Raw genomic sequence first — 26268 nt, forward strand, 5'->3', positions numbered from 1 at the left:
GGCCTCCGCCGTTGACCAGGCGGTGCAGGAATGCCATGAGGATGATCTGGCAGGCGGCTTCGTGGTAGCCCTCCTGCTGGATGAGGACCTCGCCGTGCTCGCGCCAGAACACGACGAACTCCTGCAGCAGGCGCGGCAGGTCGAACCGGCCGTCGGGCAGCACGAAGCTGCGCGGATCGGCCTTGACGAACCGCTCCGTGCGATCGCCCAGGACCCGTAGCAGGACCTCTCGGTAGATGGGGTTGGCGATCTCCAGGTCCCTGGTTCCCCGGATGAGGCCCAGATCATGAACGTAGGAGACGTCATCGTCGAAAGAAGTGTCCGTGCCTGGCCATGTTCCCGCCACGATCGGTTCGATCACCCGTTCCACCCGTGGTTCGTGCAGCCGCGTCACGAGGGCGTCCAGATGGGTGGCGCGTGCGCGGATCAATCGCTCTTTGGCCTCCTCCACCTGCCCTGCGGTGATGGCGCCGGCCACCCCCATCTCGAAGGTGATCTCATGGGCGACGGCGTTGACCAGCCACGGCTGTCCCTGCGTCAGCTCGAAGACCCGGTCCACCGCGTCCTTGGTGAACTCCTGCCCGGTCGCCCGCGTGTGGTGCTCGTAGAGCTCGGCGATCTCGTCGGCGGTGAAGTCGCCCAGGCGCAGCGACTTGGTGATGATGTTGAACGGGCTGGTGGGATTGCAACGGCCAGGGTCGGCACCCACAGCGATCTTGTAGTCACGGACGTCACGTAGCCCGCACAGAATCACTGATGTGGGGAACGGGTGCCCCTCAGGCCGTGCGTTGTGGCCGTCGCGTAGCTGGCAGAGGAAGCTGACCAGGCTGTCGCCCTGCAAGGCGTCGATCTCGTCGAAGAACAGCACCACCCGGCGCGGGCAGCGACGGCACCACTCGCTCAGCGCGGTGGCGATCCGGCTGCCCGGCGTGGCTTGCGGCCAGGGATCCGGCGGCAGCAGCTCGTCCGGCCAGCCCGATCGCTCGGCGGCCGCACGGATCGAATCCAGAAGCAGCGACTCCCCCCAGCCGACGTCGTCGTGGGCGACCTTGGCGCGCTCGCAGGAGAAGACCAGGGCTGCGATGTCCCCCTCGGCCGTCAACTCGGAGGCCAGGGTGCGCAGACCTGTCGTCTTGCCGGTCTGCCGGGGCCCGTGGACCACGAAGTATCGGTCCATGTCGACCAGCACCCGCGCCTCGGGAAGCCGCGGTGTGGGAGGCAGCATGTAGTGCCGCTGCGGGTCACAGGGGCCGGTGGTGTTGAAGTATCTCGCTCGGGGTGGGCGCATGGTCACATCCTGTCATTGCGCCCTGCGTTGAGTGGCGGCATCCGGGGCGAGGCTCTGGCCCTTCTGTCGGGGCGTGCGCGTATCTTGACCACATGTCTGACATCGAGGTTGACGGCCGCGACGTCCGCATCAGCAATCCTGACAAGGTGGTCTTTCCGCGCACCGGCCACACCAAGCTCGACCTGGTCCGCTACTACCTGGCGGTGGGCGAGGCGGCGCTGCGGGGCGTGGCCGGCCGGCCGATGATCCTCAAGCGGTTCCCGCGCGGCATCGAGGAGGAGGCGTTCTTCCAGAAGCGCGCCCCGGCCAAGCGGCCCGACTGGATCGAGGTGGCCACGCTGCGCTACCGGTCCGGGCTGAGCGCCGACGAGGTCGTGGTCAGCGACCTGGCCCAGCTCGCCTGGGTGATCAACCTCGGCTGCGTCGACCTCAACCCGCACCCGGTGCGGGCGGGCGACCTGGCCCACCCCGACGAGCTGCGGATCGACCTCGACCCGGTGCCCGGCGTCGAGTGGGCCGACGTGCTGCGCACCGCGCAGGTGGCGCGTGAGGTGCTGGCCGACCACGGGCTGACCGCATGGCCCAAGACGTCGGGGTCGCGTGGCTTCCACGTCTACGCCCGGATCGAGCCGCGCCGCCCGTTCGCCGACCTGCGCAGGGCGGCCGAGGCGGTGGCCCGGGAGGTCGAGCGGCGCGCCCCCGAGATCGCCACCAGCCGCTGGTGGAAGGAGGAGCGCCACGGGGTGTTCGTCGACTTCAACCAGAACGCCTACGACCGCACGGTGGCCTCCGCCTACTCCGTGCGGGCCGTGCCCGACGCCCGGGTGTCCACGCCGCTGACCTGGGACGAGGTGCCCGGCTGCCGGCCCGAGGCGTTCACCGTCGGCACCGTGCCGGCGCGGCTGGCCGAGACGGGCGATCCGTGGGAGGACATCGACCTGCACGCGGGCTCGCTCGACGGGCTGCTGGAGCTGGCCGAGTCGCTGGGGCCCGCGCCCAGACCGCCCAAGGGCGAGGGCCGCAGGCGTCAGGTGGTGCCGGTGATCGAGATCGCCAGGGCCGAGCACAAGGACGAGGCGATGGCCGGGTTCGAGCGCTGGAAGGCCCGCCACCCCGAGGTCGCCGCGCTGCTGCGGCCCGCCGACGTGCTGGTCGACGGCATGCGCGGGCGCAGCAGCGTGTGGTATCGGATCCGCGTCAACCTCCAGCACGTGCCCGAGGCCGAGCGGCCCGGCCAGGAGCCGCTGGAGGTCGACTACGACCCGTGGGGCGGCCTCAGCGACCCGAGATGAGGTTGGCCAGCCGCGCGTAGACCGAGGTGGTGGTGCCCCGTTCGTTCTCGTGGCGGTCGGCGGCGCGGAACAACGTGTAGATGAGCTGCACTCCGGCCCACCGCAGCGGCTCCGGCTCCCACTGACGCACCTGCCGGCCCACCCACGGCAGCGCGGTCAGCTCGGTGTCGCGGCGCAGCACCAGGTCCCGCAGGGTGCGACCGGCCAGGTTGGTGGTGGTCACCCCGCTGCCCACGTAGCCGCCCGCCCAGCCGAGACCGGTGGCGTGGTCGAGGTGCACGGTCGAGCACCAGTCGCGCGGCACTCCGAGCACCCCGCACCACGCGTGCTGGACCCGGACGTCCGCCGAGGCGGGGAACAACCTGACCAGCATCCGCCAGAGCAGCGCCACCGTCTGCGCCTGGGTGGCGCCCCGGTCGTCGGTGCGGGAGCCGTACCTGTAGGGCACCCCGCGACCGCCGATCGCGATCCGGTCGTCGGCGGTGCGCTGCGCGTAGATGTAGGCGTGCGCGTGGTCGCCGAGCAACTCGCCGCCCGCCCAGCCGATGTGCTTCCACACCTCGGCGGGCAACGGCTCGGTGACGATCATCGAGCTGTTCATCGGCAGCCACTGCCGGTGCTGGCCGGCCAGGCCGGCGGTGAAGCCCTCGGTGGCGCGGATGACGTAGTCGGCGGAGACGACGCCGCGCGTCGTGACGGCCGACGCCTTACCGCCCTGGCGGGGGCGGATCTCGGTCACCGTGGTGTCCTCGAAGATGTCCACGCCGAGCCCGGCGACGACCCGGGCCAGCCCGACGGCCAGCTTCGCCGGTTGGATGCGGGCGCAGTGCGGAGAGTAGGCGGCCTCCAGCGCGCCCGCCACCCGCAGCCGCTCGTCCTGCTCGTCGCGGTCCAGCAGCCGGTAGTCGTCCTCCTCGTAACCCCAGCCGCGCAGGTGGGCGACCTCCTCGCGCAGCCGGCGGCGCTGCGCCGGGTTGGTCGCGACGTTGATCATCCCGCTCTTGTGGATGTCGGCGTCGATGCCCTCCTCGCGCGTCACGTCGATCACCTCGTCGACCGCGCCGAACATGGCCCGCTGCAGGTCGATCATCGCCTGCCGGCCGCGGGCCTTGGCATGCCGCTCGCGGGACCCGGCGAACTCGGCCGACAGCCAGCCGCCGTTGCGCCCCGACGCGCCGAACCCGGCGAACTCCTTCTCCAGGATCGCCACGCGCAGCCCCGGGTCGGCCTTCTTCAGGTAGTAGGCGGTCCACAGGCCGGTGTAGCCGCCGCCGACGATCGCCACGTCGTACTCACGCGGGCCGGGCAGCGCCGCCCGGCGGCCGGGCAGGCCGATCTGCCGGTACCAGAAGGAGACGCCGCCGTTGGCGAAGTCGCCGGTGAGCGGAATGCCGTGTTTCACGTGAGGAATGCCTCCACATCGGGTTGTTCAGGAACGGGCACGAGGACTCCGCGACCCGCGTGACGTGCGGGGCGGTCAGAGCGGCGTGGGCGGGCTGACCACCCACAGGACCTCGGCGGTCCCGTCGCCGTCGTTGACCACGCGATGCGGGATCGACGTGCGGTACTCCACACTGTCACCCGGCGCGAGCGTGTTGGCGACCGCCTCCGCCGGCGGTCCGAGCCAGACGGTGACCCGGCCGCGGAGCACGAGCAGGATCTCCTGCGAGTCGCCATGTGAGTACGGCTCGCCTCCGGTGGAGGCGCCGGGTTCGAACTCACCGGCGTAGACCTCGAGGTTCTGCAGCGGACGCTGGGAGATGAGGTATTTGCGGGTGCCCGGCCCGGCGGGCAGCTCGGGGCGCTCTAAGCGGCGCACGACTCGGTGACCGGCGCCGTCGTCCTCGTTGAACAGGTCGGCCACCGTGATGCCGAGGGCTCCGGAGATCCGGCGCAGCATGCCGACGCTCGCGCTGGTCCGGCCGCGTTCGAGCTGGCTGACGAAGCTCGGGCTGGCTCCGGCCAGGCCGGCGAGGCCGCGCACGGTCAGTCGGCGCATGGTCCGGTACGCCCGGATGCGCGCGCCAAGCCGGACGGTCTCCGACTCCGTCATCGAACCTCTCGATCGACTCCACTGAACAGACTGTTCAGTGTCGATGAAAGGACCGTACAGACGATGCTGAAACCCCAGCAAGAGGGCGTTACATAACAAATGCGCATCACGCGGAGGTGGCGCAGGCGCGGGCGATCTCGGTGGCGGCGGCGCGCAGCGGCTCGATCAGCCGGTGCAGCTCGCGGGCCCGCCTGGAGGTCAGCACGATGCCGAGCGCGGCGATGGCCCGGCCGTCGACCAGCACCGGCGCCGCCGCCGAGCACGAGCCGAGCGTCATCTCCTCGTACGTCGTCGCGTAGCCCTGGGCGCGCACCAGGGCCAGCTCGCGCGACAGCCGCCCCGGCTCGACGATCGTGTGCGGGGTCGGCCGCTCCAGCTCGCGTGCCAGGTAGGACTGCACGAACCAGTCGGGCTCGTAGGCCAGCAGCGCCCGGCCGACACCGGTCGGGTGCATGGGCAGCCGGCCGCCGGTCCTCGACACGATCGGCACCGCCCGCCGGCCGTGCACCTTGTCGACGTACAACACCTCCAGCCCGTCGCGGACGGCCAGGTGCACGTTCTCGCCGGTGGCGGCGAACAGCTCCTGCAGCCATGGATGCGCCACGTCCTGCAGCCGGGCGGGCGCGAGCTGACCGAGCTCCCACAGCCGCATGCCGATCCGCAGCCGCCCGTCGGGCGTGCGGCTCAACGCCTGCCACCGCTCCAGCTCGGCCACCAGCCGGTGCGCGGTGCTCAGCGGCATCCCGGCGCGGCCGGCCAGCTCGGTCAGGCTGAGCTGCGGGTGAGCGGCGTCGAACGCGCCCAGAATCGCCAGCACCTTGGACGTCACCGTTCGTCCCGCTTGTCGCGAACCACCTGCCACAGGGTGAATCCTGCACGGTTCTTCCACTCAGCGGAAGAGGGTTCTCGGCCATCGGGCCGGCGAGGAGGGATGCTTGCCCCATGCGTACTCAGGTCGGGATCATCGGGGCGGGCCCCGCGGGACTGCTCCTGTCCCACCTCCTCCATCTGCGCGGCATCGCGTCGGTGGTGCTGGAGAAGCGCAGCCGCGACTACGTGGAACGGCGCGTGCGCGCCGGGGTGCTGGAACAGGGCACCGTCGACACGCTGGTCGAGGCGGGCGTCGGCGCGCGCCTGCTGCGCGAGGGCCTGCCGCACCACGGCATCGAGCTCAGGTACGGCGGCGCGGGCCACCGCATCGCCTTCGAGAAGCTCGTACCCGGCAGGTCCATCACCGTGTACGGCCAGCAGGAGGTGGTCAAGGACCTGATCGCCGCCAGGCTGGAGGCGGGCGGCGACGTCCGCTTCGAGGTCGAGGACGTCGCCCTGCACGGGCTGGAGGCGGAGCCGTACCTGACGTTCGGCGGCGAGCGGCTCGACTGCGACGTGATCGCCGGCTGCGACGGCTTCCATGGCGTGTCCAGGCCGGCCGTCCCCGACGGCGTGCTGCGTTTCTTCGAGCGCGACTACCCCTTCGCCTGGCTCGGCGTCCTGGCCGAGGTGGCGCCGTCGTCCGAGGAGCTCATCTACAGCCAGACCGAGCGCGGCTTCGCCCTGCACAGCATGCGCTCGCCCACGGTCAGCCGCTTCTACCTGCAGGTGCCGCCCGACGCCACCACCGGCGAATGGCCCGACGAGCGGATCTGGGACGAGCTGAGGGCCCGGCTGGAGACCGTGCCCGGCTTCACGCTCATCACGGGGCGGATCATCGAGAAGGGCGTCACGCCGATGCGCGGCTTCGTCACCGAGCCCATGCAGTACGGCAGGCTCTACCTCGCCGGAGACGCCGCCCACATCGTGCCGCCCACCGGGGCCAAGGGGCTCAACCTGGCCGTGGCCGACGTGCGGGTGCTGACCGAGGCGCTCGACCGCTTCTTCTCGACGGGCTCGGCCGACCTGCTCGACGGCTACTCCGAGGCGTGCCTCAAGCGGGTCTGGCGGGCCCAGCACTTCTCCTGGTGGATGACGACGCTGCTGCACACGTTCGACTCCGACGACGACTACGGCCGGCGGCTGCAGCGCTCCCACCTGGACTACGTGACCTCCTCCGAAGCCGCCGCGACCACCCTGGCCGAGAACTACGTGGGACTCCCGTGGTGAGTGAGATCACCCCGGAGTCCCGGTCCGCGCCGAACCCCGAACCGAATCGTGACCCCCTGAGGACAGCCATGCCCCCTTCGCCGCATCCGCCGAACCAGAGCCCCGGCTACCGGAGCACGCTCCTGCGGGCGCCCGCGCAGGCGCCGGTGCCGTTCAAGACCGACCCCGACGCGATCGAGCTGACCAGCCCCGTCTTCGGCCACGAGGAGGTCGGCGCGCTCGACGCCGACCTGACCAGGCAGCACTACGGGGAGCCGATCGGCGAGCGGATCATCGTCACCGGGCGCGTCCTCGACGGCCACGGCCGGCCCGTGCGCGACACGCTGGTCGAGGTCTGGCAGGCCAACTCCGCCGGGCGCTACATCCACCAGGGCGACCAGCATCCGGCGCCGCTCGACCCCAACTTCACCGGCGCCGGCCGCTGCGTCACCGACGCGGAGGGCCGCTACCGGTTCGTCACGATCAAGCCCGGCGCCTACCCGTGGCGCAACCACAGCAACGCCTGGCGCCCCGCCCACATCCACTTCTCCGTCTTCGGGCGGGCGTTCACCGAGCGGCTGGTCACCCAGATGTACTTCCCGGGCGACCCGCTGATGCCGTTCGACCCCATCCTGCAGTCGATCCCCGACGCCGCGGCCAGGCAACGCCTCGTCTCGGACTTCAGCCTGGAGATCACCGAGCCCGAGTGGGCGCTCGGCTACGCGTTCGACATCGTGCTCGGCGACACCCCCATGGAGACGCCATGACGCTCACGCCCTCGCAGACCGTGGGGCCGTTCTACGGCTACGCGCTGCCGTACGAGCATGACTGGGAGCTCGTCGCCGAGGGGCACCCCGAGGCGATCACGCTGTCCGGGCGGGTGCTCGACGGGGCCGGCGAACCGGTGCCCGACGCGCTGCTGGAGCTCTGGCTCGGGTTCACCGGCGACCGTGGCGCGCTGCTGCGTGGCGACGGGCTGGTGTCCGGGTTCGGGCGGTGCAGCACAGCTCCTGATGGCTCCTACCGGTTTCGGACGGTTCGGCCCTCCGGGCCTTACCTGTCGCTGCAGATCTTCGCCCGGGGCCTGCTCCGGTCCGTGCTCACCCGCGTGTACCTTGAGGACCGGCCCGACCCGCTGCTCGACAGCCTCGACCCCGCGCGGCGCCGGACGCTGATCGCCACCGGTTCGGGCGACTCCTACCACTTCGACGTACGACTGCAGGGGACGGGGGAGACGGTGTTCCTTGACTTCTGACGTCCCACCCGGCGTCCCACCGACTCCCGGCGATCCGGCCGAGCCGGTCGCGGGTGGGAGCGCCGCTTCGGCGACAGGGGCTCCCGGCGGCGTCGCCGATGGCGGGTTGCTGGCGCCGGTGCGGGCAGGGACCCGGGTGGAAGGGGGCACCTCGGACCAGGCGTGGCTCCGGGCGATGCTGGAGGCGGAGGCAGCGCTCGCCCGTGCGCAGGCCCGCGCCGGTCTGATCCCGGCAGAGGCGGCCGAGCTGATCGCCCGCACGGCCGCCGGACTCGTCGTGGACGTCGCCGACCTGGCCCGGCGCGCCCGCGACTCCGCCAACCCGGTCGTCCCCCTGGTCTCCGACCTGCGCGCGGCGGTGCGAAGCGCCGCCGGGTCCGAGAGCCCGGCGGGCGACCTGGGCAGGCTGGTGCACCTGGGCGCGACCAGCCAGGACATCATGGACAGCGCGGCCATGCTGGTCGCGACGCGGGCGGTCGCCGTGATCGTGGCCGACCTGGACGAGGCCATGCGCGTGCTGGCCGAACTGGCGCGGCGGCACCGGGACACCCCGATGGCCGCCCGGACGCTGGGACAGCAGGCCGTGCCGACGACGTTCGGGCTGAAGGCGGCGGGCTGGCTCATGGGCCTGCTGCGCGCCCGCGACCGGCTCCGCGCCCTGCGGCTCCCGGCCCAGCTCGGCGGCGCCGCCGGCACCCTCGCGGCCCTCACGGAACACGAGGCCCTACGGCATCAAGGCCGCGCCCCGGCGCGTCCCGGTGCCGAATCCGCGCGTCCTGGCATCGAAACCGCGAGCGCCGCAGCCGGGAGCGCCGCGTTGCGGGTGGTCAGGCTGTACGCCGAGGAGCTGGGCCTGGCCGCCCCGCCGGCGCCCTGGCACGCGGAGCGGTCGGTCGTGGCGGAGCTGGGGTCGGCCCTGGCGGCGGCGGCGAGCGCGCTGGGCAAGGTGGCCACCGACATCGTCTGGCTGGCCCAGACGGAGGTGGGTGAGGTAGCCGAGTCCTCGAAAGGCGGCTCGTCGGCCATGCCGCACAAGCGCAACCCCGCCCTGTCCGTGCTGGTCAGGGCAGCATCGCTGCAGGTGCCGGCGTACGCGAGCGTGCTCGGCGCGGTGGGCGAGCACGAGCGGGCGGCGGGCGCGTGGCAGGCGGAGTGGCTGCCGCTGCGCGAGTGCCTGAGGCTGACCGGGGGAGCGGCGGAGACGGCCGCCGAGCTGCTGGCGGGCCTGAAGGTGTTCCCCGACCGGATGCGCGCCAACGCCGACCTGACGGGAGCCATGCTGGTGTCCGAGCGGTTGTCCGTCCACTACGGGCGCGACGTCGCGGAGCGGATCCTGCGTGACGACGGGCCGCCGGAGGTCCCCGGCGAGCTGCTCGACCCGGCCCAGTACCTCGGGGCAGCCCCCGAGCTGGTCGACCGTATCCTGGCCGTGCACCGGTCGGCCGCTCATCAGTCGAAGGAAGACCCTCGGTGAAGCTCCACTACCGCGTTGACGGTCCCGACGGCGCACCGCTGCTGGTGCTCGGCCCCTCGCTCGGCACCACGCTGGACGTCTGGCAGCCGCAGCTCGCCTCCCTCACGCGGGAGTGGCGGGTGCTCCGCTACGACCTGCCCGGCCACGGCGGCTCCGCCCCGGCGACGGCCGGGATGACCGTCGACGACCTGGCGGACGCCGTACTGGACCTCGCGGCGGACGGTGCGGCGGACGGGCGGTTCGCCGTCGGCGGCATCTCGCTCGGCGGCGCCGTCGCCACCGCGGTCGCCGCGCGGGAGCCTGGCCGGGTGCGCAGCCTGGTGCTGTGCTGCACCGCCGCCCGCTTCGGCGAGCCGGGCCCATGGCGCGAGCGGGCGGCGACGGTCCGGGCGCGGGGCCCGGCGACGCTCGCCCCGGTGCTGGCGTCCCGGTGGTTCACCCCCGGCTTCGACGGCGGCTGGGTCGTCGCCATGCTGGAGCGGGTCGACGCGGAGTCGTACGCCGTCTGCTGCGAGGCGCTCGCCGAGTGCGACCTGACCGGCCGCCTCGGCGCCATCACCGCCCCCACGCTGGTGATCGCCGGCGCCGACGACCCCGCGACCCCGGTCGGCCAGGCGGTCGTCCTGGCCGCGGGCATCCCGGGGGCGCTGCTCAAGGTCATCCCCGGCGCGGCCCACCTGGCGAGCGTCGAGCGGGCCGGCGACGTGACCGCCGCGATCGGCGACCACCTCGCGGGCTCCGCGAGCTGGTCCGCGGGGATGCGCACGCGGCGCGAGGTGCTCGGCGACGCCCACGTGGACCGCGCCGTGGCCGCCACCACCGGCTTCACCGCCGACTTCCAGCACCTCATCACCCGCTACGCCTGGGACGAGATCTGGAACCGTCCCGGCCTCGACCGCCGCACCCGCAGCTGTGTCACCCTCACCGCGCTGGTCGCCGGCGGCCACCTGGAGGAGCTGGCCATGCACGTGCGCGCGGCCCTGCGCAACGGGCTCACTCCCGACGAGATCAAGGAAGTTCTGCTGCAGACCGCGGTCTACTGCGGGGTCCCGGCCGCCAACGCCGCCTTCGCCGTGGCGCAGCGCACGCTTGCCGAGACACTCTGATCGCCGGGTTGTCATTCGTTATTGACTGGTCCGCAGGTACGGGCTACCGTCGTCTCTAAATTAAAAGGAAACCTTCCTAATAGTTTCCTCAGGCCACTCCCATCCCACCCCCCAAGCAACGGATGGCGGAGCATCATGAGACACAGAGCCCTCAGCAAGATCCTCACAGGACTCACGGCGTTACTGCTGCCGCTCACCGCGGCCGTCGCCGCCCCACCCGGCGCGTACGGCGCCACGACCACGACCAGCTCCGCCGGCTCGGCCGTCCTCGCCGAATGGACGGCGTGGACCGCCTACACGGCCGGCACCCGGGTCACCTACAACGGCGTCGAGTACGAGTGCGTGCAGAGCCACACCTCCCAGCCCGGCTGGGAGCCGCCCGTCGTCCCGGCACTCTGGAAGGTGACCGGCGGCGGAGGAGGCGACACCACGGCCCCGTCGGTGCCGGGCAACCTGCGTTCGACGGGGGTGTCGTCGAGCAGTGTGTCGCTGGCGTGGAACGCGTCCACGGACAACGTGGGGGTGACGGGTTACGGCGTCTACCGTGGCGGGACGCTGGTGACGACGGTGACGGGCACGTCCTTCACCGACACCGGGCTGAGTGCGGGCACGGCGTACACGTACACGGTGCGGGCGCGTGACGCGGCCGGCAACCAGTCCGCCAACAGCAACCAGATCACGGCCACGACCTCGGGCGGCGGAGGCGACACCACGGCCCCGTCGGTGCCGGGCAACCTGCGTTCGACGGGGGTGTCGTCGAGCAGTGTGTCGCTGGCGTGGAACGCGTCCACGGACAACGTGGGGGTGACGGGTTACGGCGTCTACCGTGGCGGGACGCTGGTGACGACGGTGACGGGCACGTCCTTCACCGACACCGGGCTGAGTGCGGGCACGGCGTACACGTACACGGTGCGGGCGCGTGACGCGGCCGGCAACCAGTCCGCCAACAGCAACCAGATCACCGCGACCACCACCACCGGTGGAGGCGGGGGCGGCAAGAAGGTGCTCGGCTACTTCGTGCAGTGGGGTGTCTACCAGCGCGCCTACCACGTCAAGAACATCGACACCAGCGGCTCGGCGGCCAAGCTGACCCACATCAACTACGCCTTCGGCAACGTGCAGAACGGCCAGTGCACGATCGGCGACAGCAACGCCGACTACGACCGCTTCTACTCCGCGGCCGAGAGCGTCGACGGCGTCGCCGACACCTGGGACGCCGGCGCGCTGCGCGGCAACTTCAACCAGCTGCGCAAGCTCAAGCAGAAGTACCCGAACCTCAAGGTGTTGTTCTCGTTCGGCGGCTGGACCTGGTCGGGCGGCTTCGGCCAGGCCGCGGCCAACCCGGCGGCGTTCGCCGAGTCCTGCTACCGGCTGGTCGAGGACCCGCGCTGGGCCGACGTCTTCGACGGCATCGACATCGACTGGGAGTACCCGAACGCCTGCGGCCTCACCTGCGACACCAGCGGACCGGCCTCGTTCCGCAACCTGATGTCGGCGCTGCGCACCCGCTTCGGCTCCGGCGACCTGGTCACCGCGGCCATCACCGCGGACGGCACCTCGGGCGGCAAGATCGACGCGGCCGACTACGGCGGCGCCGCCCAGTACCTCGACTGGTACAACGTCATGACCTACGACTACTTCGGCGCCTGGGCGGCGCAGGGCCCGACGGCCCCGCACTCGCCGCTCACCTCCTACACCGGCATTCCGCAGGCCGGTTTCCACTCCGACCAGGCCATCCAGAAGCTCAAGAGCAAGGGCGTCCCGGCCAGCAAGCTGCTGCTCGGCATCGGCTTCTACGGCCGCGGCTGGACCGGCGTCAGCCAGTCGGCCCCCGGCGGCACGGCGACCGGCCCGGCGCCGGGCACGTTCGAGCAGGGCATCGAGGACTACAAGGTGCTCAAGACCCGCTGCCCCGCCACCGGCACCATCGCCGGCACCGCCTACGCCCACTGCGGCAACCAGTGGTGGAGCTACGACACGCCGAGCACGATCGGCGGCAAGATGGGCTACTCGAAGGACCAGGGCCTCGGTGGCGCGTTCTTCTGGGAGCTCAGCGGCGACACCACCAACGGAGAGCTGATCACCGCGATGCGCAACGGCCTCGGCTGATCCACCGGCGGAGCCGGGCCCTTTCGGTCGAGGGCCCGGCTCCTCGTGCGCGTCGGTCCGGTCGTTCACCTCGGCCGGGTCCGTTTCCGCTGGTAGCCCGGCGCGAGGGGCGGGTACGAGGAGAACGTCGGGGGGTTGGTGACGGTCGGGTCGGTGCTCCATGCGCGCACGAGCCACCTGATGTTCGTGTTCGCGGATGCTCAGGGAGGTCGACCACGATGGAGCCGTCTGCCGCCGAGAGGCTGGGCCTGCCGGGCGGGATCCGGGCGTGCCTGTTCGACATGGACGGCGTGCTCACCCGTACGGCGAAGCTGCACGCGGCCGCGTGGAAAGAGATGTTCGACGCCTTCCTCCGCGAACGCGCCGAACGGACCGGCGAGCAGCTGGTCCCCTTCGACCCGGTCGGCGACTATGACACCTACGTGGACGGCAAGACCCGTGCCGACGGCACCCGCGCGTTCCTGGCCTCTCGCGGGATCACCCTGCCGGAAGGCGGCCCCCAGGATCCACCGGACGCGGAGACCGTCTACAACCTCGCGAAACGCAAGAACGAGCTGGTGCTGGAGCACGTCCGCGCGGACGGAGTCGAGTCGTTCGCGGGATCGGTCCGCTACGTGCGCGCGGCGCGGGACGCCGGGCTGCGCCGGGCGGTCGTGTCGTCCAGCGCCAACTGCCGGGAGATGCTGGCCGGCGCGGGCATCGAGGACCTGTTCGAGGAACGCGTCGACGGGCGGACCGTGGCACGCGACCACCTGGCGGGCAAACCGGCGCCCGACATGTACCTGGCCGCCGCGCGGGCCCTGGGCACGGAGCCGGAGCACGCGGCGGTGTTCGAGGACGCTCTGTCGGGGGTCCAGGCCGGGCGGGCCGGCGGGTTCGGGTTCGTGGTCGGGGTCGACCGGAGCGGGCAGGCGGCCGCGCTGCGCGAGCACGGCGCCGACACGGTGGTGTCCGACCTCGCCGACCTGCTGGACAAGACGTGATCACGCATGGGGCGTTCACCTGCGAGCCGTGGGCGCTGCGGAGCACCCGGCTCGACCTGGACGTGCTCGCCCAGGCGGAGTCGCTGTTCGCGCTGTCCAACGGGCACCTCGGCTGGCGCGGCAACCTCGACGAGGGCGAGCCGCACGGCCTGCCCGGCAGCTACCTGTCCGGCGTCTACGAGTCGCACCCGCTGCCGTACGCCGAGGCCGGCTACGGCTACCCCGAGTCGGGGCAGACCGTCGTCAACATCACCAACGGCAAGGTGATCCGCCTGCTCGTCGACGACGAGGCGTTCGACGTCCGCTACGGGCGGCTGCGCGATCACGAGCAGGCACTGGACTTCCGGGCGGGTGTGCTGAGCCGGCGGGCCGAATGGGAGTCGCCCGACGGGTCCGCCGTGCGGGTGACCTCGGTCCGGCTGGTGTCGCTGACCCAGCGGGCGATCGCGGCGATCTGCTACGAGGTGACGCCGCTCGACGAGCCCCTGCGGGTGGTGGTGCAGTCGGAGCTCGTCGCCAACGAGCCGCTGCCGAAACCGGGAGGCGATCCCCGGATCGCCGCGGTGCTCGACGCGCCGCTGGTGGGCGAGGAGAACTCCGCCGGGGACACCCGCTCGGTGCTGGTCCACTGCACCCGCCGCAGCGGCCTGCGCGTGGCCGTGGCGATGGACCATCTCGTCGACGGGCCGCCCGGCACCCACGTCGTCGCGGAGAGCTCGGCCGACCTGGGCCGGGTGACGGTGACGGCGTCGCTCGCCGCCGGGGAGACTCTCCGGCTGGTCAAGTTCGTCGCCCACTCCTGGTCGGGGTCCCGCTCACGCCCCGCGGTACGCGACGAGGCCGAGGCCGCGCTCGCCGGGGCCCGCGACACCGGCTGGGAGGGGCTGCTTTCCGCCCAGCGGAGCTACCTGGACGAGTTCTGGAGCCGGGCCGACGTCCAGGTGGACGGCGACCCCGAGATCCAGCAGGCGGTGCGGTTCGGGCTGTTCCATATGCTGCAGGCCACCGCCCGCGCCGAGGGCAGGGGCATTCCGGCCAAGGGCCTCACCGGGCGCGGCTACGACGGGCACGTCTTCTGGGACAGCGAGGCGTTCGTGCTCCCGGTCCTGACCTATCTGATGCCCGACGCCGTCGCCCATGCCCTGCGCTGGCGGCACACCACCCTGCCGATGGCCACCACGAGGGCGGCGCAGCTCGGGTTGGGTGGGGCGGCCTTCCCCTGGCGGACCATCCACGGCGAGGAATGCTCGGGCTACTGGCCGGCCGGCACCGCCGCGTTCCACGTCAACGCCGCCATCTCCGACGCCGTCATCCGCTACCTCGACGTCACCGGCGACGACGCCTTCGAGGCCGACGCCGGGATGGAGCTCCTCGTCGAGACCGCCCGGCTGTGGCGCTCGCTCGGCCACCACGACGCCGACGGCGCCTTCCGCATCGACGGCGTCACCGGCCCCGACGAGTACAGCGCGGTCGCCGACAACAACGTCTACACCAACCTGATGGCCCAGCAGAACCTGCTCGCCGCCGTGCGGGCCGCCGAGCGCCACTCCGATCGGGCTCGCAGGCTGGGGGTCGGCGAGGAGGAGATGGCGGGCTGGCGCAACGCCGCCCGGGCGATGTCGCTGCCGTACGACCACAGGCTCGGCGTCCACCAGCAGTCGGAGGGCTTCACCAGCCACCAGAGATGGGATTTCGGCGCGACCAGGCCGGAGCAGTATCCGCTGATGCTGCACTTCCCCTACTTCGATCTCTACCGCAAGCAGGTCGTCAAGCAGGCCGACCTCGTCCTGGCGCTGCACCGCCGCGGCGACGCCTTCAGCCCGGAGGAGAAGGCACGCGACTTCGCCTACTACGAACAGATCACCGTACGGGACTCCTCGCTCTCGGCCTGCACCCAGGCGGTGGTGGCCGCCGAGGTCGGCCACCTGGACCTCGCCTACGACTACCTGGCCGAGGCGGCGCTGATGGACCTCGACGACGTCGAGCACAACACCAGGAACGGGCTGCACATCGCGTCGCTGGTCGGCGCCTGGATCGCGCTGGTCGACGGGTTCGCCGGACTGCGGCAGCGCGCCGGCGTCCTGAGCTTCGCGCCGCGCCTGCCCGTGGGACTCACCCGGCTCTGCTTCACCGTCTCCATGCTGGGACGCCGGCTGACGGTCGAGATGAACCAGAAAAGCGCCACCTACACGTTGCTCGACGGCGCCCCTCTCCGGATCCGGCACCATGGACGGCCGGGCAAGGTCTCCGTCGGCGCGCCGCTCAGCCGCCCGATCCCGGCGTCGCGTCCGTCCAAGGAGCCCACGCAGCCACCCGGCCGCCGCCCGGTCCGCCGCGCGTCCAGCTAGAGGACGCGTGAGAGCAGGCTCTTGCAGGCCTGGGAGGCTACCTCGGCCCGGACCGGGCACGCACCGCGTCGAACACGATGTGTCCGGCCGTTATCAGGCAGCTGAAGATGGCCATGATCGTCAGCGCCCAGGGCAGTCCGAGCTTCAGAAGGCAGACGGTGCCCGCGAAGGCGCCGACGACGAGCGCCCCGATCTGGCCCGCGCGGCGGCCCGACCGCGTGCTGGCGCCGGTCCCGAACGGCGAGTCGGCCGCCAGGTTGGTCAACGTGCCGGTGATCACCGTCGTGTTGATGTCAGCGATCTTGAGCCGGCGGACGACGGTGTTGCGGGCGCCCATGGTGACCGCCAGGATGACGATCAGCGCGTACTGGCCGGCGGCCGTCTTGACGGGCAGCTGGAACGCGGCCACGGCGGCGATCACGTGCAGGGCCGACTCGGCGGGAAAGGCGATCCTGAGTCGACGGCCGACGTCTCCCACTCGCGCGGTCAGCTGGCCTCCCAGCGCCGCCCCCACGACGAAGCTCACCAGCGAGATGAGCGTCGCGACGACCGACAACTGGGACACCCCGCCCGCGGCGAACCCCATGATGAGCAGGTTTCCCGTCATGTTGCCCGCGAAGACCTGGCCGAGGGCCGTGTAGGTGATCGCGTCGACCATCCCGCTGATGACGGTGAGAGCGCCCCAGAAGGGCCAGCCGAGGTTGCCGCTGCTCACCTCTGGCACCTCGCGCGCCGGATCGGCTCCCTGACGGTCATGCCGGACCTTTCGCCGTGTTCTGGAAGACCTTCCGGTGGATCGGACCCGGCTCCTGTGACGGCGGGCCGGTCCGGCCGGCGGTCAGATGAGCGCGCGCACGATGGCGAAGCAGACGGCGAAGGCGACGAAGCCGAGGATCAGGCTGCCGACCGCGTTCACGGCGGCCTTGCCGTACGAGCCGTCCTGGATCAGGTGGACGGTGTCGAGCTCGAAGGTGCTGAACGTGGTCAGCGCGCCGCAGAAGCCGGTGCCGAGCAGCGCCTCCACCTCGGTGCCCGTGCCGGCCCCGTGCAGCGCGCCGAGGAAGCCCGAGCCCAGCAGGTTGACCGTGAGCGTGCCCCAGGGGAAGGCCCGGCCTGCTCGCTGCTTGACGTAGCGGTCCAGGGCGTACCTGGACATGGCGCCGAGCGCGCCGCCGATGAGCACCATGAGGATCGCCATCTCACACCGTCCTGTCTCTGTGGTGCGGCAGGTGCTTTCCGAGCATCAGGCCCGCCACCACGGCGATCCAGCCGATCACCACGCTGGCCACCGCGTAGCCGACGCCGAGGCCCCATCTGCCCGAGTCGCCCAGGCTGTGGACGCCGTCGATGAGGTGCGAGAACGTGGTGAAACCACCCAGGTAGCCGGTCACCGCGAAGGGGCGCACGAACGGCCGCGGCCTGGTCACCAGCAGGTACGACGTCAGCAGCCCCATGAGAAGGCAGCCGATCATGTTCACCGTGAAGGTGCCCCAGGGAACACCCGTCGGCGAGGCGGGGATGGCCGCGGTCAGCAGATAACGCAGGAGGGCGCCGACGGCGCCCCCGATCGCGATGTCCAGGAACACGCCCGGCTGCCAGGCCGGCGGGCCGTGCGGGTGCAGCGAGACGGCCTCGGCGCGCTCGCGCCGTCCCAGGTGCTCATTGCTCTCCATGGATGGTTCTCCCTCCTCGCGGGTCAGACCCGGCGGTCCGGCGCCGGCACGCCCCTCAGCAGCCTGCGGACGACGTCCCAGGCCAGGTGCCGGGCGGCCGTCACGTCGGGGGAGCGGTCGCCGAGGATCCGGGCCCACGCCCCCCGCTCCCCGGGCAGTACGCCGGCGCCGGCCCGCAGCCCCGTCCCCGAGAGCGCGTCGTGCAGGGCGTCCGCGAGCTCCCGCGCCGGCTTGTCACCGGTCACGACGTAGAGGGAGGCCACGACGTCGAACCCGGCCAGCACGGCCGGACCGGTCACCGCTCGCTCGGCCGGCGCCAGGCGCATCGGATCGGCGAAGATCAGCCGCCCGTCGGGGCCGCGCACCTCCAGGTCGGCGCAGTACGCCGCGTAGGCGTGCCGCTCGCCGCGAACCAGCCGGCCGCCCATGACCGTCTCGCCCAGCACGACGGTCGCGTCCGGGTCCATGGTGACGCCGATCCGCTGGTAGTAGCGCGAGTCCACGTACGGGATCGTGTGCTCCGGCAGGTACTCCAGGTAGCCGCCCGGTCCGACGGTGAGGTTCACCAGCTGGGAGGCGTAGTCCTGGTCCATCCGGTAGACGCGCGTGGCGGCCGCGGTCGACAGGTGCACCGCCGCACCGGCGCCGCAGGTCACGTCGACGCGGTACCGGTCGCCCTGGATGACCCCGCCGCTGGACGACAGGAGCATCGCGTACGGCAGGCCGGGCCACTCGGGGTCGTAGTACAGCGGGCGCGTGGTGTGCAGGGGCGCCTTCTGGTACAGGGCGGTCAGCTCGGTCCGGTCGCCGATCCGCTCGAAGGCCAGGTCGAGGATGCCGACCTTGCCGGGGCTGCCGACGGGCAGCATGTCCACGCCGGAGGCGTGGCGGGCGACCTGGTGCGGCAGCCAGGTCGCGGTGTAGCTCTCCGGGACCAGCGGGTCGGGTGAGCCGCCGGGCCGGCGCGCTAGTTCTGCGAGACCCACTCCGCCCCCTGACGAGCCTCGATGAAGTCGGCGACGTCGCCGACCCCGGTGCCGGTCAGGCAGTCGGTGAGGATGACGGGCCCGCTCCCGCGCACCGCGTGCGCGTCGCGTTCCATGACCGCGAGGTCGGTCCGCACGTACGGCGCGAGGTCGATCTTGTTGATGACCAGCAGGTCGGAGTCCGTCGTGCCGGGGCCGCGCTTGCGCGGCATCTTCTCGCCCTCGGCGGTGTCCAGGACGAACACGTACACGTCGGCCAGCACCGGGCTGAAGGTCAGCGTCAGGTTGTCGCCGCCGCTCTCGAAGAGCAGCAGGTCGATGTCGGGGAAGCGGTCGAGCAGCTCGGCCGCCGCGGCGAGGTTCATCGTCGGGTCGTCGCGCACCGCGGTGTGCGGGCAGGCCCCGGTCTCGACGCCGACCACCCGCTCCGGGTCGAGGATGCCGGCCATCGCGCGGCGGACGTGGTCGGCGTCCTCCTGGGTGTAGATGTCGTTGGTGATGACACCGGGTCTGCGGCCGTGCTCGACGAGGATGGGGATGAGCGCCTCGATGAGCGCGGTCTTGCCGGACCCGACGGGCCCGCCGACGCCGACCTTGAACACCGTTTCCAGTTCCATGTCACTCCCTTCAGTCGATCCCTTCAGGTGATGAACAGCCGGGCCGGCGCCCGCTCGTGGGCGGCGGAGACGGTGTCGGCGACGGGCACGCAGCCGTGCACGTCGCGCGGATCGGTGGCGTCCAGCGCCGCCCGGGCGACCCGCACGAGGACCGGCCTGACCTCGCGCAGGATCGCCTGCGCCCGGCGGAAGTCGGTACGGCCCAGCCGCACCGCCGCCGCCGTGAAGCTCGCGGCGAACGCGTGCAGGTCACCGGCGACCGCGTTGGTCACCGGCACCCCGCCACCCGCGTGCACCACCCCGATGACGACCGCGTGGTTGCCGGGGGTGACGTCACGCGCGACCAGGTCGGCGAGCCGGGCGGCGGCCGCCGAGCCGAGGGCCGAGACGGCCGTGACCAGCACCTGCCTTCCGGTCTTCGTCGAGGCCGCGCGCGGCTCGCGGGCGAGTTTGACGGCGTGCAGGCGCTGATCCACCTCCACCACCCGGTCCCAGTCGCCGGACTGGACCGCGCGGTGCGCGAGCACCAGGGCCGTGGCGTCCGCCGGGCCCACCGAGTTCTCCAGCAGGTCCGTCAGCAGGTCCGTCAGCGGGACGTCCAGCTCGCCGGAGCCGATCAGCCCCTCTTGGACGTATCCCTCCAGCCCGTGCGACAGCGTGTACAGCCCGCTGGGAAAACCCGAGTCCGTCAGCTGGAACTGGGCGAACAGCGGCTCCAGGCCACCGCGCGACAGCCTCATCGCGTCTCCTCGCTCAGGCGATGAAGTAGAGCCGGTTGAGCGGGAGCTTGCGGGCCGGTTCGATGGTCATCAGCTCGCCGTTCAGCGTGACCTTGTAGGTTTCCGGGTCGACTCTGATGTCGCCGAGCGTCGAGTTGTACAGCATGTGCCGCTTGTCGACCGTCCGGCACTGCCGCACCGGCGCGACCAGCCGTTCCAGTCCGAGCCGCTCGGGCACCTGGTTCTGGATGCCCGCGTCCGACATGAAGGTGACGCAGGTCTTCCGCAGCGCCTTGCCGACGGCGCCGAACATCGGCCGGAAGTAGACCGGCTGCGGGGTGGGCAGCGACGCGTTCGGATCGCCCATCTCACCCCAGCTGATCAACCCGCCCTTGACGACCATGAGCGGCTTGACGGCGAACGAGTGCACGGGCCACAGCACGATGTCCGCCAGCTTGCCGTCCTCGAGCGAGCCGATCAGGTCCGCCATGCCGCTGACGCGGGCCGGGTTGATGGTGACCTTGGCCATGAAGCGCAGCACCCGGTAGTTGTCGTTACGTTCGGAGTCCTCCGGTAGCGGGCCCCGCTGCTCCTTGCAGTGGTGGGCGATCTGGAAGGCCCGGGTGACCGACTCGCCGACCCGGCCCATGGCCTGGGAGTCGGAGCCGATGATGCTGATCATGCCCAGGTCGTGCAGCACCGTCTCCGCCGCGATGGTCTCGGCGCGGACCCGGCTCTCGGCGAAGGCGATGTCCTCGGGGACGTCGTAGCTGAGATGGTGACAGACCATCGTCATGTCCAGCAGTTCGTCCACCGAGTTGGCCGTGTAGGGCAGCGTCGGGTTGGTGGAGGCGGGCAGCACGTTGGGCTCACCGATCACCCGCAGGATGTCCGGCGCGTGGCCGCCGCCGGCGCCTTCGGAGTGGTAGGTGTGGATCGCGCGCCCGTTGATCGCGCTGATGGTGTCCTCGACGAACCCGGCCTCGTTCAGCGTGTCGGTGTGGATGTTGACCGGGATGTCGTAGGCGTCGGCCACCGACAGCGAGCAGTCGATGACCGCGGGCGTCGTGCCCCAGTCCTCGTGCACCTTCAGGCCGCAGGCGCCCGCGCGGAGCTGCTCCTCCAGCGGCTTTGGCAGGCTGCAGTTGCCCTTGCCGAGGAGCCCGACGTTGATCGGGATCTCCTCGTACGCCTGCAGGATGCGGCTGATGTTCCACGGGCCCGGCGTGCAGGTCGTGCCCCGGGTGCCGTCGGCCGGCCCGGTGCCGCCGCCGAGCAGGGTGGTGATCCCGTTGCTCAGCGCGTGCTCCGCCTGCAGCGGGGAGATGAAATGGACGTGGGTGTCGATGGCGCCCGCGGTGGCGATGAGGTTCTCGCCGGAGATCACCTCGGTGCCCGCGCCGACGATCAGCCGCCGGTCCACGCCGTTCTGCGTGTGCGGGTTGCCGGACTTGCCGACCCCGGCGATCCGCCCGTTCTTGATCCCGATGTCGGCCTTGATGATGCCGAGCACCGGGTCGATGATCACGGCGTTGGTGATCACCGTGTCGAGGGCGGTCGTGGCGTTCTGCGACCCCGGATCAGCGGACATGCCGTCTCGGGCGGTCTTGCCGCCGCCGTACTGGACCTCGTCGCCGTAGTGGCCCTCGGTGTAGTCCTTCTCCACCTCGACGACCAGGTTGGTGTCGCCCAGGTGGATCCGGTCGCCCACGGTGGGGCCGTACATGCTCGCATACCGCTTGCGGTCGATGCTGGTCATCGAGGTCAGCCCTTCTTGCCGGTACGGGGTGCGCGCTTCGTCTTGGCAGCGCCCTTTTCAGCCTTCTCCGCCTTCTCGGGCTTCTCGCTCTTCTCGGCCTTCTCGGATTTCTCGGGTTTCTCCGGGGCGCCCGGCTCGTCGCGGTAGCCGCGGGCGCGCATTCTCACGATCGCCTCCCGCCGGGCCTCGCGAGAGCGGACGCTTCCGTTGAGCAGCCCGCCGAATCCGACGATTCTCAGACCGCCGCCGTACTCCACCAGCTGGACGTCCTTGGTGTCACCCGGCTCGAAACGCACCGCGGTGCCCGACGGAATGTCGAGGCGCATGCCGAATGCCTGCTCCCGGTCGAAGCTCAAGGCGCGGTTGGTCTCGAAGAAATGGAAATGAGAGCCGATCTGGACCGCCCGGTCGCCGGTGTTGTGCACGGTGAGCATCACTCTTCGCTGTCCCGCGTTGAGCTCGATCTTTCCTTCGCCGTAAATGTAGACATCGTCATCCGACATGGAACGTCGCCCTTTCTAGGGAGTCGTGGTGGTGATCGTGGTGGTGGTGCGCGCTCCTCCCGCCGGACAGGCCGTCGTCGCCGTCGAGGCGCCACCGGCGCTCCGCCGTGGCCACGCGGTCTCTGATCAGCGCCGCGAGCCCGGCCGGCCCGAGCAGCGGTCCACCTGTCCGCACGCCGTCCAGGACCGGCGCCGGGACGAAGGAGGCGGGGACGAGCAGCACGTCCACGGCCCCGAGCAGGTGGCAGCGGGCCAGGCTCTCCGTCATGTCCGGCCTGCCGCCGGTCAACGCCACCTCCACCCAGCGGACCGGCAGGCCCTGCCCCACCAGGTAGGCCACCTTGAACAGCTCCGCGTCCTGCTCCGGCCCGGCGGACGGGGCCGACAGCACCACGGCCTGCGGCGGCGGCCCGGCGCGCAGGTCCCTGCCGATCGCCGCCTTGAGCCAGCCGACCAGGTGCTCCGGCGCGCCCAGCGGCGGCGCGAGCAGCAGGTCTCCGGGCGTCCGGTCGCGGGCCGCCCAGGCCAGGGTCTGCGCGGCGGTGGCGGACAGGCCCGGGTCGCGGCCCAGCGTCATCGGCACGACCACGGCCCGGGCGTGGTCGCGGACGGCCGCGGCCAGATCGCGACCGGCGGCGTGCGCCTCGGTGCCCGGCCCGGCCAGGTCGCGCAGGCTCTGGCCGCCGAGGCTCTCGTGCCCGGCGGCCAGCAGGACGTCGCGGGGCCGGATCGTCATTTCCCGCCTACGGGATCGTGGCAGGAGACCAGCTTGGTGCCGTCGTCGAACGCCGCCTCGACCTGCAGCAGCTTGAGCATCCCGCGCACGCCGGGCAGGACGTCGTCCGGGCCGACGATGTTCTTGCCCAGCTCCATGCACTCGGCCACGGTCTTGCCGTCACGGGCCGCCTCCACGATGGCGGAGCTGATCAGTGCCACCGACTCGCCGTAGTTGAGTTTCAGCCCGCGCTTCCGGCGTTTGTCCGCCAGCTCCGCGACAACGAAGATCAGCAGCTTGTCGATCTCTCGTGGTGTGAGGTTCATTCAGGTTCTCTCTTTCTCCTCCCGGCGCCTCAGCTGGCGACCCGGTGGATCTTGGCGAGCATCGGGACGGCGGCCAGGAAGACCCAGGTGATCAGTACGAACGGCCAGGTCAGGGTGTGGCCGCCGACCACGGCGAACAGGTTGCCGATCCCGGCGGTCAGCGCGGCCGCCGAGGCGGCGCCGATCGCCGCGTAGACCCCGCTGATCGGGGTCAGCACGACGAACGTCCCGGCCAGCGCGATCCCGGTCAGCACCGAGTTGTAGCCGTACAGACCGGCTCCGAGGTCGGCCGCCTGGGCGCCGAACGACCAGCCCACGAGCAGCCCGAGCAGGCTGGACAGGAAGGCCGCCAGCGCGATTCGCCAGCCGGCGACCAGCAGCCCCAGCAGGAAGATGACGCCGACGTACCACTTGTTCTGGAAGAACACCTGGCCGACGCCGTTGAAAGTGCCCTGCCAGACGTCGGTCCAGGTGACCGCCGTGCCTGGGTGGGTCACGGACGGCGCGCTGGTGTTGACGTGCCCGGCCCAGACGCGGGCGAACGACGGCGCGCCGATCACCATCACCGTGGTGATCACGCAGAACGGGGCGGTGAACGTCGGCAGGTTGTACGGCGTGAGCACCGTGACCATGGCCGAGGTGAGCACGCTTCCGGCGATCGCGCCCCCGATGACCAGGAAGACGGTCATCCAGCTGACACCGAGGTAGAGGACGAGGCTGACACCGATCAGCGTTCCGCAGAAACCTTCGAGACCGAGGCCGACCCGATCCCAGGTGACGCCCAGCAGGTAGGCGGTGGCGGTGGCGGCCACCGTGCCCAGCAGCCCGAAGACGCCGAACTGCCAGCCGCCGACGAACAGCGCGACGATGAACAGCAGCCCCGTCCAATAGCTCGGCTGGAAGTCGACCTGCGCGACGCCGCGTGGAACGGTCAACAGCAGGTCGGTCAGCCGATTGCCCCCTGTCGAGCCGGTCCCGCCAGGTTTGTCCCCCGGTAGCGACGCCGAGCTCATGTGCGCAGATCTCCGTTCCGCCAGGAAAAACACGAATCGAGGGGGTCGCACCGTTAACTTCCCTGGCCCGGTCCACTGAAAAGAGGCGAGAGTTAATGATGGGCAAAGTAATGAAACGTCGCGTTTGCCTCCTCGGTGCCAAGGTCAAGACAGCGGGCAGGGCCTCGTCATGTGCCTGTGAGCGCAATTCGAAAATGCAGCTCGAACGAGGGGGAAGAAATGCCGACCGGTCTGAATACCGGAGATTCTGCCTGGATGCTGGTGAGCACCGCGATGGTGCTTCTGATGACCCCCGGACTGGCCTTTTTTTATGGCGGCATGGTCCGCTCCAGAAACCTTTTGACGATGCTTTACATGAGCTTCATCTGCATCAGCCTGGTGACCGTGGTGTGGTTCGCCTACGGCTTCGGGCTCGCCTTCGGCGCCGACGCCGGGGGGATGGGGCTCATCGGCTGGAGCAACTTCCCCGGCCTGGCTCCCACGGAGGTGTTCGGACGGATCCCCATCTACGTCTACGCGGCCTTCCAGGCCACCTTCGCCATCATCACGGTCGCGCTCATCAGCGGCTCGATCGCGGGACGCGCCCGGTTCGGGCCGTGGATCGCCTTCGTCGTCGTCTGGATCACCCTGGTCTACACGCCGATCGCGCACTGGGTGTTCGCCCAGTCCGGGTGGCTCAGCAAGTGGGGGGTCATGGACTTCGCCGGCGGCCTGGTCGTCGAGCTGAACTCGGGCATCGCCGGGCTGGCCATGGCGCTCGTGCTGGGCCGCGGCGTCGCCTTCCGCCGCCAGGAAGGGCCCAGGCCGGGCAACATCGCCTATGTCATGCTTGGCTTGGGTTTGCTGTGGTTCGGCTGGTTCGGGTTCAACGCCGGTTCGGCGCTGACCGACGGCGCCACGGCCGCCAGGGCCTTCGTCAGCACCATGATCGCCGGCTGCTCCGCGATGCTGGCCTGGCGGCTGCTGGAATGGATCCGCTTCCGGCACCTGACCAAGGTGGGCTCGGCCAGCGGCGCGCTCGCCGGACTCGTGGCCATCACCCCCTCGTGCGCCTTCGTCAACCCCGTCGGCGCGTTCTTCATCGGGATCATCGCCGCCATCGTCTGCACGTACGCGGTGGAGATGAAGTTCGTCGTCGGCTACGACGACACCCTGGACGTCACCGGCATCCACGGGGTGGGCGGCATCGTCGGCCTCCTGTCACTCGGCTTCTTCGCCACCGGCGAGTTGCGCGGAGTGCCCGGCCTCTTCCACGGCGGCTCGGCCGCGGTGCTCGGCAAACAGGCGGTCGCCATCGTGGTGGTCGGTGTCTACTCGTTCGTCCTCACGTACGCCATCGGGTACGTCATCGACAGGCTCTTCCGCATGCGCATGACGGACGAGGAGCAGGAGCAGGGCTCGGACCGCAACTTCGCGGAGAGCTGATCCGGACGGCCGGGACGCTTCTGGGGCATGTGCGACATTCCGACCTGCGATGACCTGGGTCAACGAAGAGTAGAGGGCGTTGCCGTGGCCTACTGTGGCGCGTGCTCGTCAAGTATCCGGGATCACGCTTCGAATGGAAGGTCTGGAAGGAAGGCGAACGAGACCACGCTTCGCAGGCTCATCCAGGGCGACCATCAGTTACTGGTGCCGCTGTACCAACGCCAGTACACCTGGGAACGCCCCCAACTCACCCAGCTGTGGGCCGATATCACCGCCCAAGTAGACGTACTTGCCGAGAACCGGCAGAACGCCCCCAGTCACTTCCTGGGATCGGTGGTCCTGGCGCCAGGGCCGGAGCTGGCACCCAGCCGGTCGCAGTGGATGGTCGTGGACGGCCAGCAGCGGCTGACCACGCTGATGCTGGCACTGTGCGCGATCAGAGATCATCTGATCGCCGAGGACCCGACTGCTCGCGAACGGAGCTGCGACAACGCCTTCCGCATCTTCGAGTCGATCAACAACACCGGCATGCGGCTCAGCCAGGT

The 26268-nt window shown here is 71.1% G+C and carries 25 protein-coding genes and 1 pseudogene; 11 read left to right on the forward strand and 15 right to left on the reverse strand.

Annotated features, from left to right (window positions below; translation table 11 throughout):
• Positions 1-1288, reverse strand: a 1288-nt coding sequence (locus AC5L3X_RS34675; RefSeq protein ID WP_494862711.1) for an AAA family ATPase, incomplete at its 3' end; no start/stop codon positions are given.
• A 92-nt stretch (positions 1289-1380) separates the two neighbouring features.
• On the opposite strand from AC5L3X_RS34675, the gene ligD reads away from it, so the two are divergent.
• Complete coding sequence (gene ligD / locus AC5L3X_RS34680; RefSeq protein WP_494862713.1) at positions 1381-2580, forward strand: non-homologous end-joining DNA ligase; 1200 nt, start codon at positions 1381-1383, stop codon at positions 2578-2580.
• On the opposite strand, the gene AC5L3X_RS34685 is transcribed toward ligD, so the two are convergent.
• The 3 genes from AC5L3X_RS34685 to AC5L3X_RS34695 all read right to left on the reverse strand — a co-directional run bounded on the left by AC5L3X_RS34685 (position 2564) and on the right by AC5L3X_RS34695 (position 5462).
• Positions 2564-3982 carry an NAD(P)/FAD-dependent oxidoreductase gene (locus AC5L3X_RS34685; RefSeq protein ID WP_494862715.1) on the reverse strand — a complete coding sequence of 473 codons (1419 nt, stop codon included), beginning with the start codon at positions 3980-3982 and terminating at the stop codon, positions 2564-2566. The two genes, ligD and AC5L3X_RS34685, sit on opposite strands and share 17 nt — an antisense overlap.
• Before the next feature lie 75 nt (positions 3983-4057).
• Positions 4058-4633, reverse strand: coding sequence for a helix-turn-helix domain-containing protein (locus AC5L3X_RS34690; RefSeq protein WP_189128276.1), 576 nt, complete (start codon positions 4631-4633; stop codon positions 4058-4060).
• A 106-nt stretch (positions 4634-4739) separates the two neighbouring features.
• Positions 4740-5462, reverse strand: coding sequence for an IclR family transcriptional regulator (locus AC5L3X_RS34695; RefSeq protein ID WP_494862717.1), 723 nt, complete (start codon positions 5460-5462; stop codon positions 4740-4742).
• A 113-nt stretch (positions 5463-5575) separates the two neighbouring features.
• Between AC5L3X_RS34695 and AC5L3X_RS34700 the strand changes: the two genes are divergently transcribed.
• The 8 genes from AC5L3X_RS34700 to AC5L3X_RS34735 all read left to right on the forward strand — a co-directional run bounded on the left by AC5L3X_RS34700 (position 5576) and on the right by AC5L3X_RS34735 (position 15987).
• Complete coding sequence (locus tag AC5L3X_RS34700; protein ID WP_494862719.1) at positions 5576-6733, forward strand: 4-hydroxybenzoate 3-monooxygenase; 1158 nt, start codon at positions 5576-5578, stop codon at positions 6731-6733.
• Between the two features lie 68 nt (positions 6734-6801).
• Entirely contained in the window at positions 6802-7479 is a 678-nt protein-coding gene (gene pcaH / locus AC5L3X_RS34705) for a protocatechuate 3,4-dioxygenase subunit beta (protein WP_494862721.1), read from the forward strand.
• On the forward strand, positions 7476-7967 hold the full coding sequence (locus AC5L3X_RS34710) for a dioxygenase family protein (protein WP_494862723.1): 492 nt from the start codon (positions 7476-7478) through the stop codon (positions 7965-7967). The genes pcaH and AC5L3X_RS34710 overlap by 4 nt, the downstream gene beginning before the upstream one ends.
• Positions 7957-9441 carry a lyase family protein gene (locus tag AC5L3X_RS34715; protein ID WP_494862724.1) on the forward strand — a complete coding sequence of 495 codons (1485 nt, stop codon included), beginning with the start codon at positions 7957-7959 and terminating at the stop codon, positions 9439-9441. The genes AC5L3X_RS34710 and AC5L3X_RS34715 overlap by 11 nt, the downstream gene beginning before the upstream one ends.
• On the forward strand, positions 9438-10547 hold the full coding sequence (pcaDC, locus tag AC5L3X_RS34720; RefSeq protein WP_494862725.1) for a bifunctional 3-oxoadipate enol-lactonase/4-carboxymuconolactone decarboxylase PcaDC: 1110 nt from the start codon (positions 9438-9440) through the stop codon (positions 10545-10547). Before AC5L3X_RS34715 ends, pcaDC begins: the two co-directional genes overlap by 4 nt.
• A 135-nt stretch (positions 10548-10682) precedes the next feature.
• A complete protein-coding gene (locus tag AC5L3X_RS34725; protein ID WP_494862727.1) occupies positions 10683-12656 on the forward strand; it encodes a glycosyl hydrolase family 18 protein in 1974 nt (657 codons plus the stop codon).
• Between the two features lie 218 nt (positions 12657-12874).
• Positions 12875-13639, forward strand: a complete 765-nt coding sequence (locus AC5L3X_RS34730) for an HAD family hydrolase (RefSeq protein ID WP_494862729.1) — start codon at positions 12875-12877, stop codon at positions 13637-13639.
• Positions 13636-15987 carry a glycoside hydrolase family 65 protein gene (locus tag AC5L3X_RS34735; RefSeq protein WP_494862731.1) on the forward strand — a complete coding sequence of 784 codons (2352 nt, stop codon included), beginning with the start codon at positions 13636-13638 and terminating at the stop codon, positions 15985-15987. Before AC5L3X_RS34730 ends, AC5L3X_RS34735 begins: the two co-directional genes overlap by 4 nt.
• A 37-nt stretch (positions 15988-16024) precedes the next feature.
• Here AC5L3X_RS34735 and AC5L3X_RS34740 read toward each other — a convergent pair whose 3' ends face one another.
• The 11 genes from AC5L3X_RS34740 to AC5L3X_RS34790 form a co-directional block, all read right to left on the reverse strand.
• The gene (locus AC5L3X_RS34740; RefSeq protein ID WP_494862733.1) at positions 16025-16702 is read right to left on the reverse strand and encodes a YoaK family protein; all 678 of its coding nucleotides are present in this window, start codon (positions 16700-16702) and stop codon (positions 16025-16027) included.
• Positions 16703-16825: 123 nt separating this feature from the next.
• Positions 16826-17185: a fluoride efflux transporter CrcB gene (crcB, locus tag AC5L3X_RS34745; protein WP_189128265.1), complete on the reverse strand. Its 360-nt coding sequence runs from the start codon at positions 17183-17185 to the stop codon at positions 16826-16828.
• A 1-nt stretch (position 17186) separates the two neighbouring features.
• Entirely contained in the window at positions 17187-17660 is a 474-nt protein-coding gene (gene crcB, locus AC5L3X_RS34750) for a fluoride efflux transporter CrcB (RefSeq protein WP_494862735.1), read from the reverse strand.
• A 23-nt stretch (positions 17661-17683) separates the two neighbouring features.
• Positions 17684-18646: an urease accessory protein UreD gene (locus AC5L3X_RS34755; protein ID WP_494862736.1), complete on the reverse strand. Its 963-nt coding sequence runs from the start codon at positions 18644-18646 to the stop codon at positions 17684-17686.
• The gene (ureG, locus tag AC5L3X_RS34760) at positions 18628-19263 is read right to left on the reverse strand and encodes an urease accessory protein UreG (protein ID WP_189128263.1); all 636 of its coding nucleotides are present in this window, start codon (positions 19261-19263) and stop codon (positions 18628-18630) included. Before ureG ends, AC5L3X_RS34755 begins: the two co-directional genes overlap by 19 nt.
• 23 nt (positions 19264-19286) lie before the next feature.
• A complete protein-coding gene (locus AC5L3X_RS34765; protein WP_494862737.1) occupies positions 19287-20003 on the reverse strand; it encodes an urease accessory protein UreF in 717 nt (238 codons plus the stop codon).
• A gap of 13 nt (positions 20004-20016) precedes the next feature.
• Positions 20017-21741, reverse strand: coding sequence for an urease subunit alpha (gene ureC / locus AC5L3X_RS34770; RefSeq protein ID WP_494862738.1), 1725 nt, complete (start codon positions 21739-21741; stop codon positions 20017-20019).
• A gap of 5 nt (positions 21742-21746) precedes the next feature.
• Positions 21747-22244 (reverse strand): urease subunit beta, encoded by a 498-nt coding sequence (gene ureB / locus AC5L3X_RS34775; protein ID WP_494862739.1) that lies wholly within the window; start codon positions 22242-22244, stop codon positions 21747-21749.
• Positions 22234-22980, reverse strand: a complete 747-nt coding sequence (locus AC5L3X_RS34780; protein WP_494862740.1) for a sirohydrochlorin chelatase — start codon at positions 22978-22980, stop codon at positions 22234-22236. The genes ureB and AC5L3X_RS34780 overlap by 11 nt, the downstream gene beginning before the upstream one ends.
• A complete protein-coding gene (locus AC5L3X_RS34785) occupies positions 22977-23285 on the reverse strand; it encodes an urease subunit gamma (protein ID WP_189128258.1) in 309 nt (102 codons plus the stop codon). Before AC5L3X_RS34785 ends, AC5L3X_RS34780 begins: the two co-directional genes overlap by 4 nt.
• Positions 23286-23314: 29 nt before the next feature.
• Positions 23315-24220: an urea transporter gene (locus tag AC5L3X_RS34790; protein ID WP_494862741.1), complete on the reverse strand. Its 906-nt coding sequence runs from the start codon at positions 24218-24220 to the stop codon at positions 23315-23317.
• Between the two features lie 333 nt (positions 24221-24553).
• Between AC5L3X_RS34790 and AC5L3X_RS34795 the strand changes: the two genes are divergently transcribed.
• Together AC5L3X_RS34795 and AC5L3X_RS34800 are read left to right on the forward strand one after the other, a co-directional pair.
• Positions 24554-25723 carry an ammonium transporter gene (locus tag AC5L3X_RS34795; protein ID WP_494862743.1) on the forward strand — a complete coding sequence of 390 codons (1170 nt, stop codon included), beginning with the start codon at positions 24554-24556 and terminating at the stop codon, positions 25721-25723.
• A gap of 27 nt (positions 25724-25750) precedes the next feature.
• A pseudogene (locus AC5L3X_RS34800) lies at positions 25751-26146 on the forward strand (DUF262 domain-containing protein); the annotation flags it as partial.
• Positions 26147-26268: the final 122 nt, after the last annotated feature.

The sequence above is a fragment of the Nonomuraea sp. CX421 genome (assembly GCF_059358955.1).

Excerpts from the sequence above, each read along its gene's own strand:
- ligD (WP_494862713.1), top strand. The coding sequence starts at position 1,381 with ATGTCTGACATCGAGGTTGACGGCCGCGACGTCCGCATCAGCAATCCT.
- AC5L3X_RS34690 (WP_189128276.1), bottom strand. The coding sequence starts at position 4,633 with ATGACGGAGTCGGAGACCGTCCGGCTTGGCGCGCGCATCCGGGCGTAC.
- AC5L3X_RS34700 (WP_494862719.1), top strand. The coding sequence starts at position 5,576 with ATGCGTACTCAGGTCGGGATCATCGGGGCGGGCCCCGCGGGACTGCTC.
- pcaH (WP_494862721.1), top strand. The coding sequence starts at position 6,802 with ATGCCCCCTTCGCCGCATCCGCCGAACCAGAGCCCCGGCTACCGGAGC.
- AC5L3X_RS34710 (WP_494862723.1), top strand. The coding sequence starts at position 7,476 with ATGACGCTCACGCCCTCGCAGACCGTGGGGCCGTTCTACGGCTACGCG.
- AC5L3X_RS34725 (WP_494862727.1), top strand. The coding sequence starts at position 10,683 with ATGAGACACAGAGCCCTCAGCAAGATCCTCACAGGACTCACGGCGTTA.
- AC5L3X_RS34730 (WP_494862729.1), top strand. The coding sequence starts at position 12,875 with ATGGAGCCGTCTGCCGCCGAGAGGCTGGGCCTGCCGGGCGGGATCCGG.
- crcB (WP_189128265.1), bottom strand. The coding sequence starts at position 17,185 with ATGGCGATCCTCATGGTGCTCATCGGCGGCGCGCTCGGCGCCATGTCC.
- crcB (WP_494862735.1), bottom strand. The coding sequence starts at position 17,660 with ATGGAGAGCAATGAGCACCTGGGACGGCGCGAGCGCGCCGAGGCCGTC.
- ureG (WP_189128263.1), bottom strand. The coding sequence starts at position 19,263 with ATGGAACTGGAAACGGTGTTCAAGGTCGGCGTCGGCGGGCCCGTCGGG.
- AC5L3X_RS34765 (WP_494862737.1), bottom strand. The coding sequence starts at position 20,003 with ATGAGGCTGTCGCGCGGTGGCCTGGAGCCGCTGTTCGCCCAGTTCCAG.
- ureC (WP_494862738.1), bottom strand. The coding sequence starts at position 21,741 with ATGACCAGCATCGACCGCAAGCGGTATGCGAGCATGTACGGCCCCACC.
- ureB (WP_494862739.1), bottom strand. The coding sequence starts at position 22,244 with ATGTCGGATGACGATGTCTACATTTACGGCGAAGGAAAGATCGAGCTC.
- AC5L3X_RS34780 (WP_494862740.1), bottom strand. The coding sequence starts at position 22,980 with ATGACGATCCGGCCCCGCGACGTCCTGCTGGCCGCCGGGCACGAGAGC.
- AC5L3X_RS34785 (WP_189128258.1), bottom strand. The coding sequence starts at position 23,285 with ATGAACCTCACACCACGAGAGATCGACAAGCTGCTGATCTTCGTTGTC.
- AC5L3X_RS34795 (WP_494862743.1), top strand. The coding sequence starts at position 24,554 with ATGCTGGTGAGCACCGCGATGGTGCTTCTGATGACCCCCGGACTGGCC.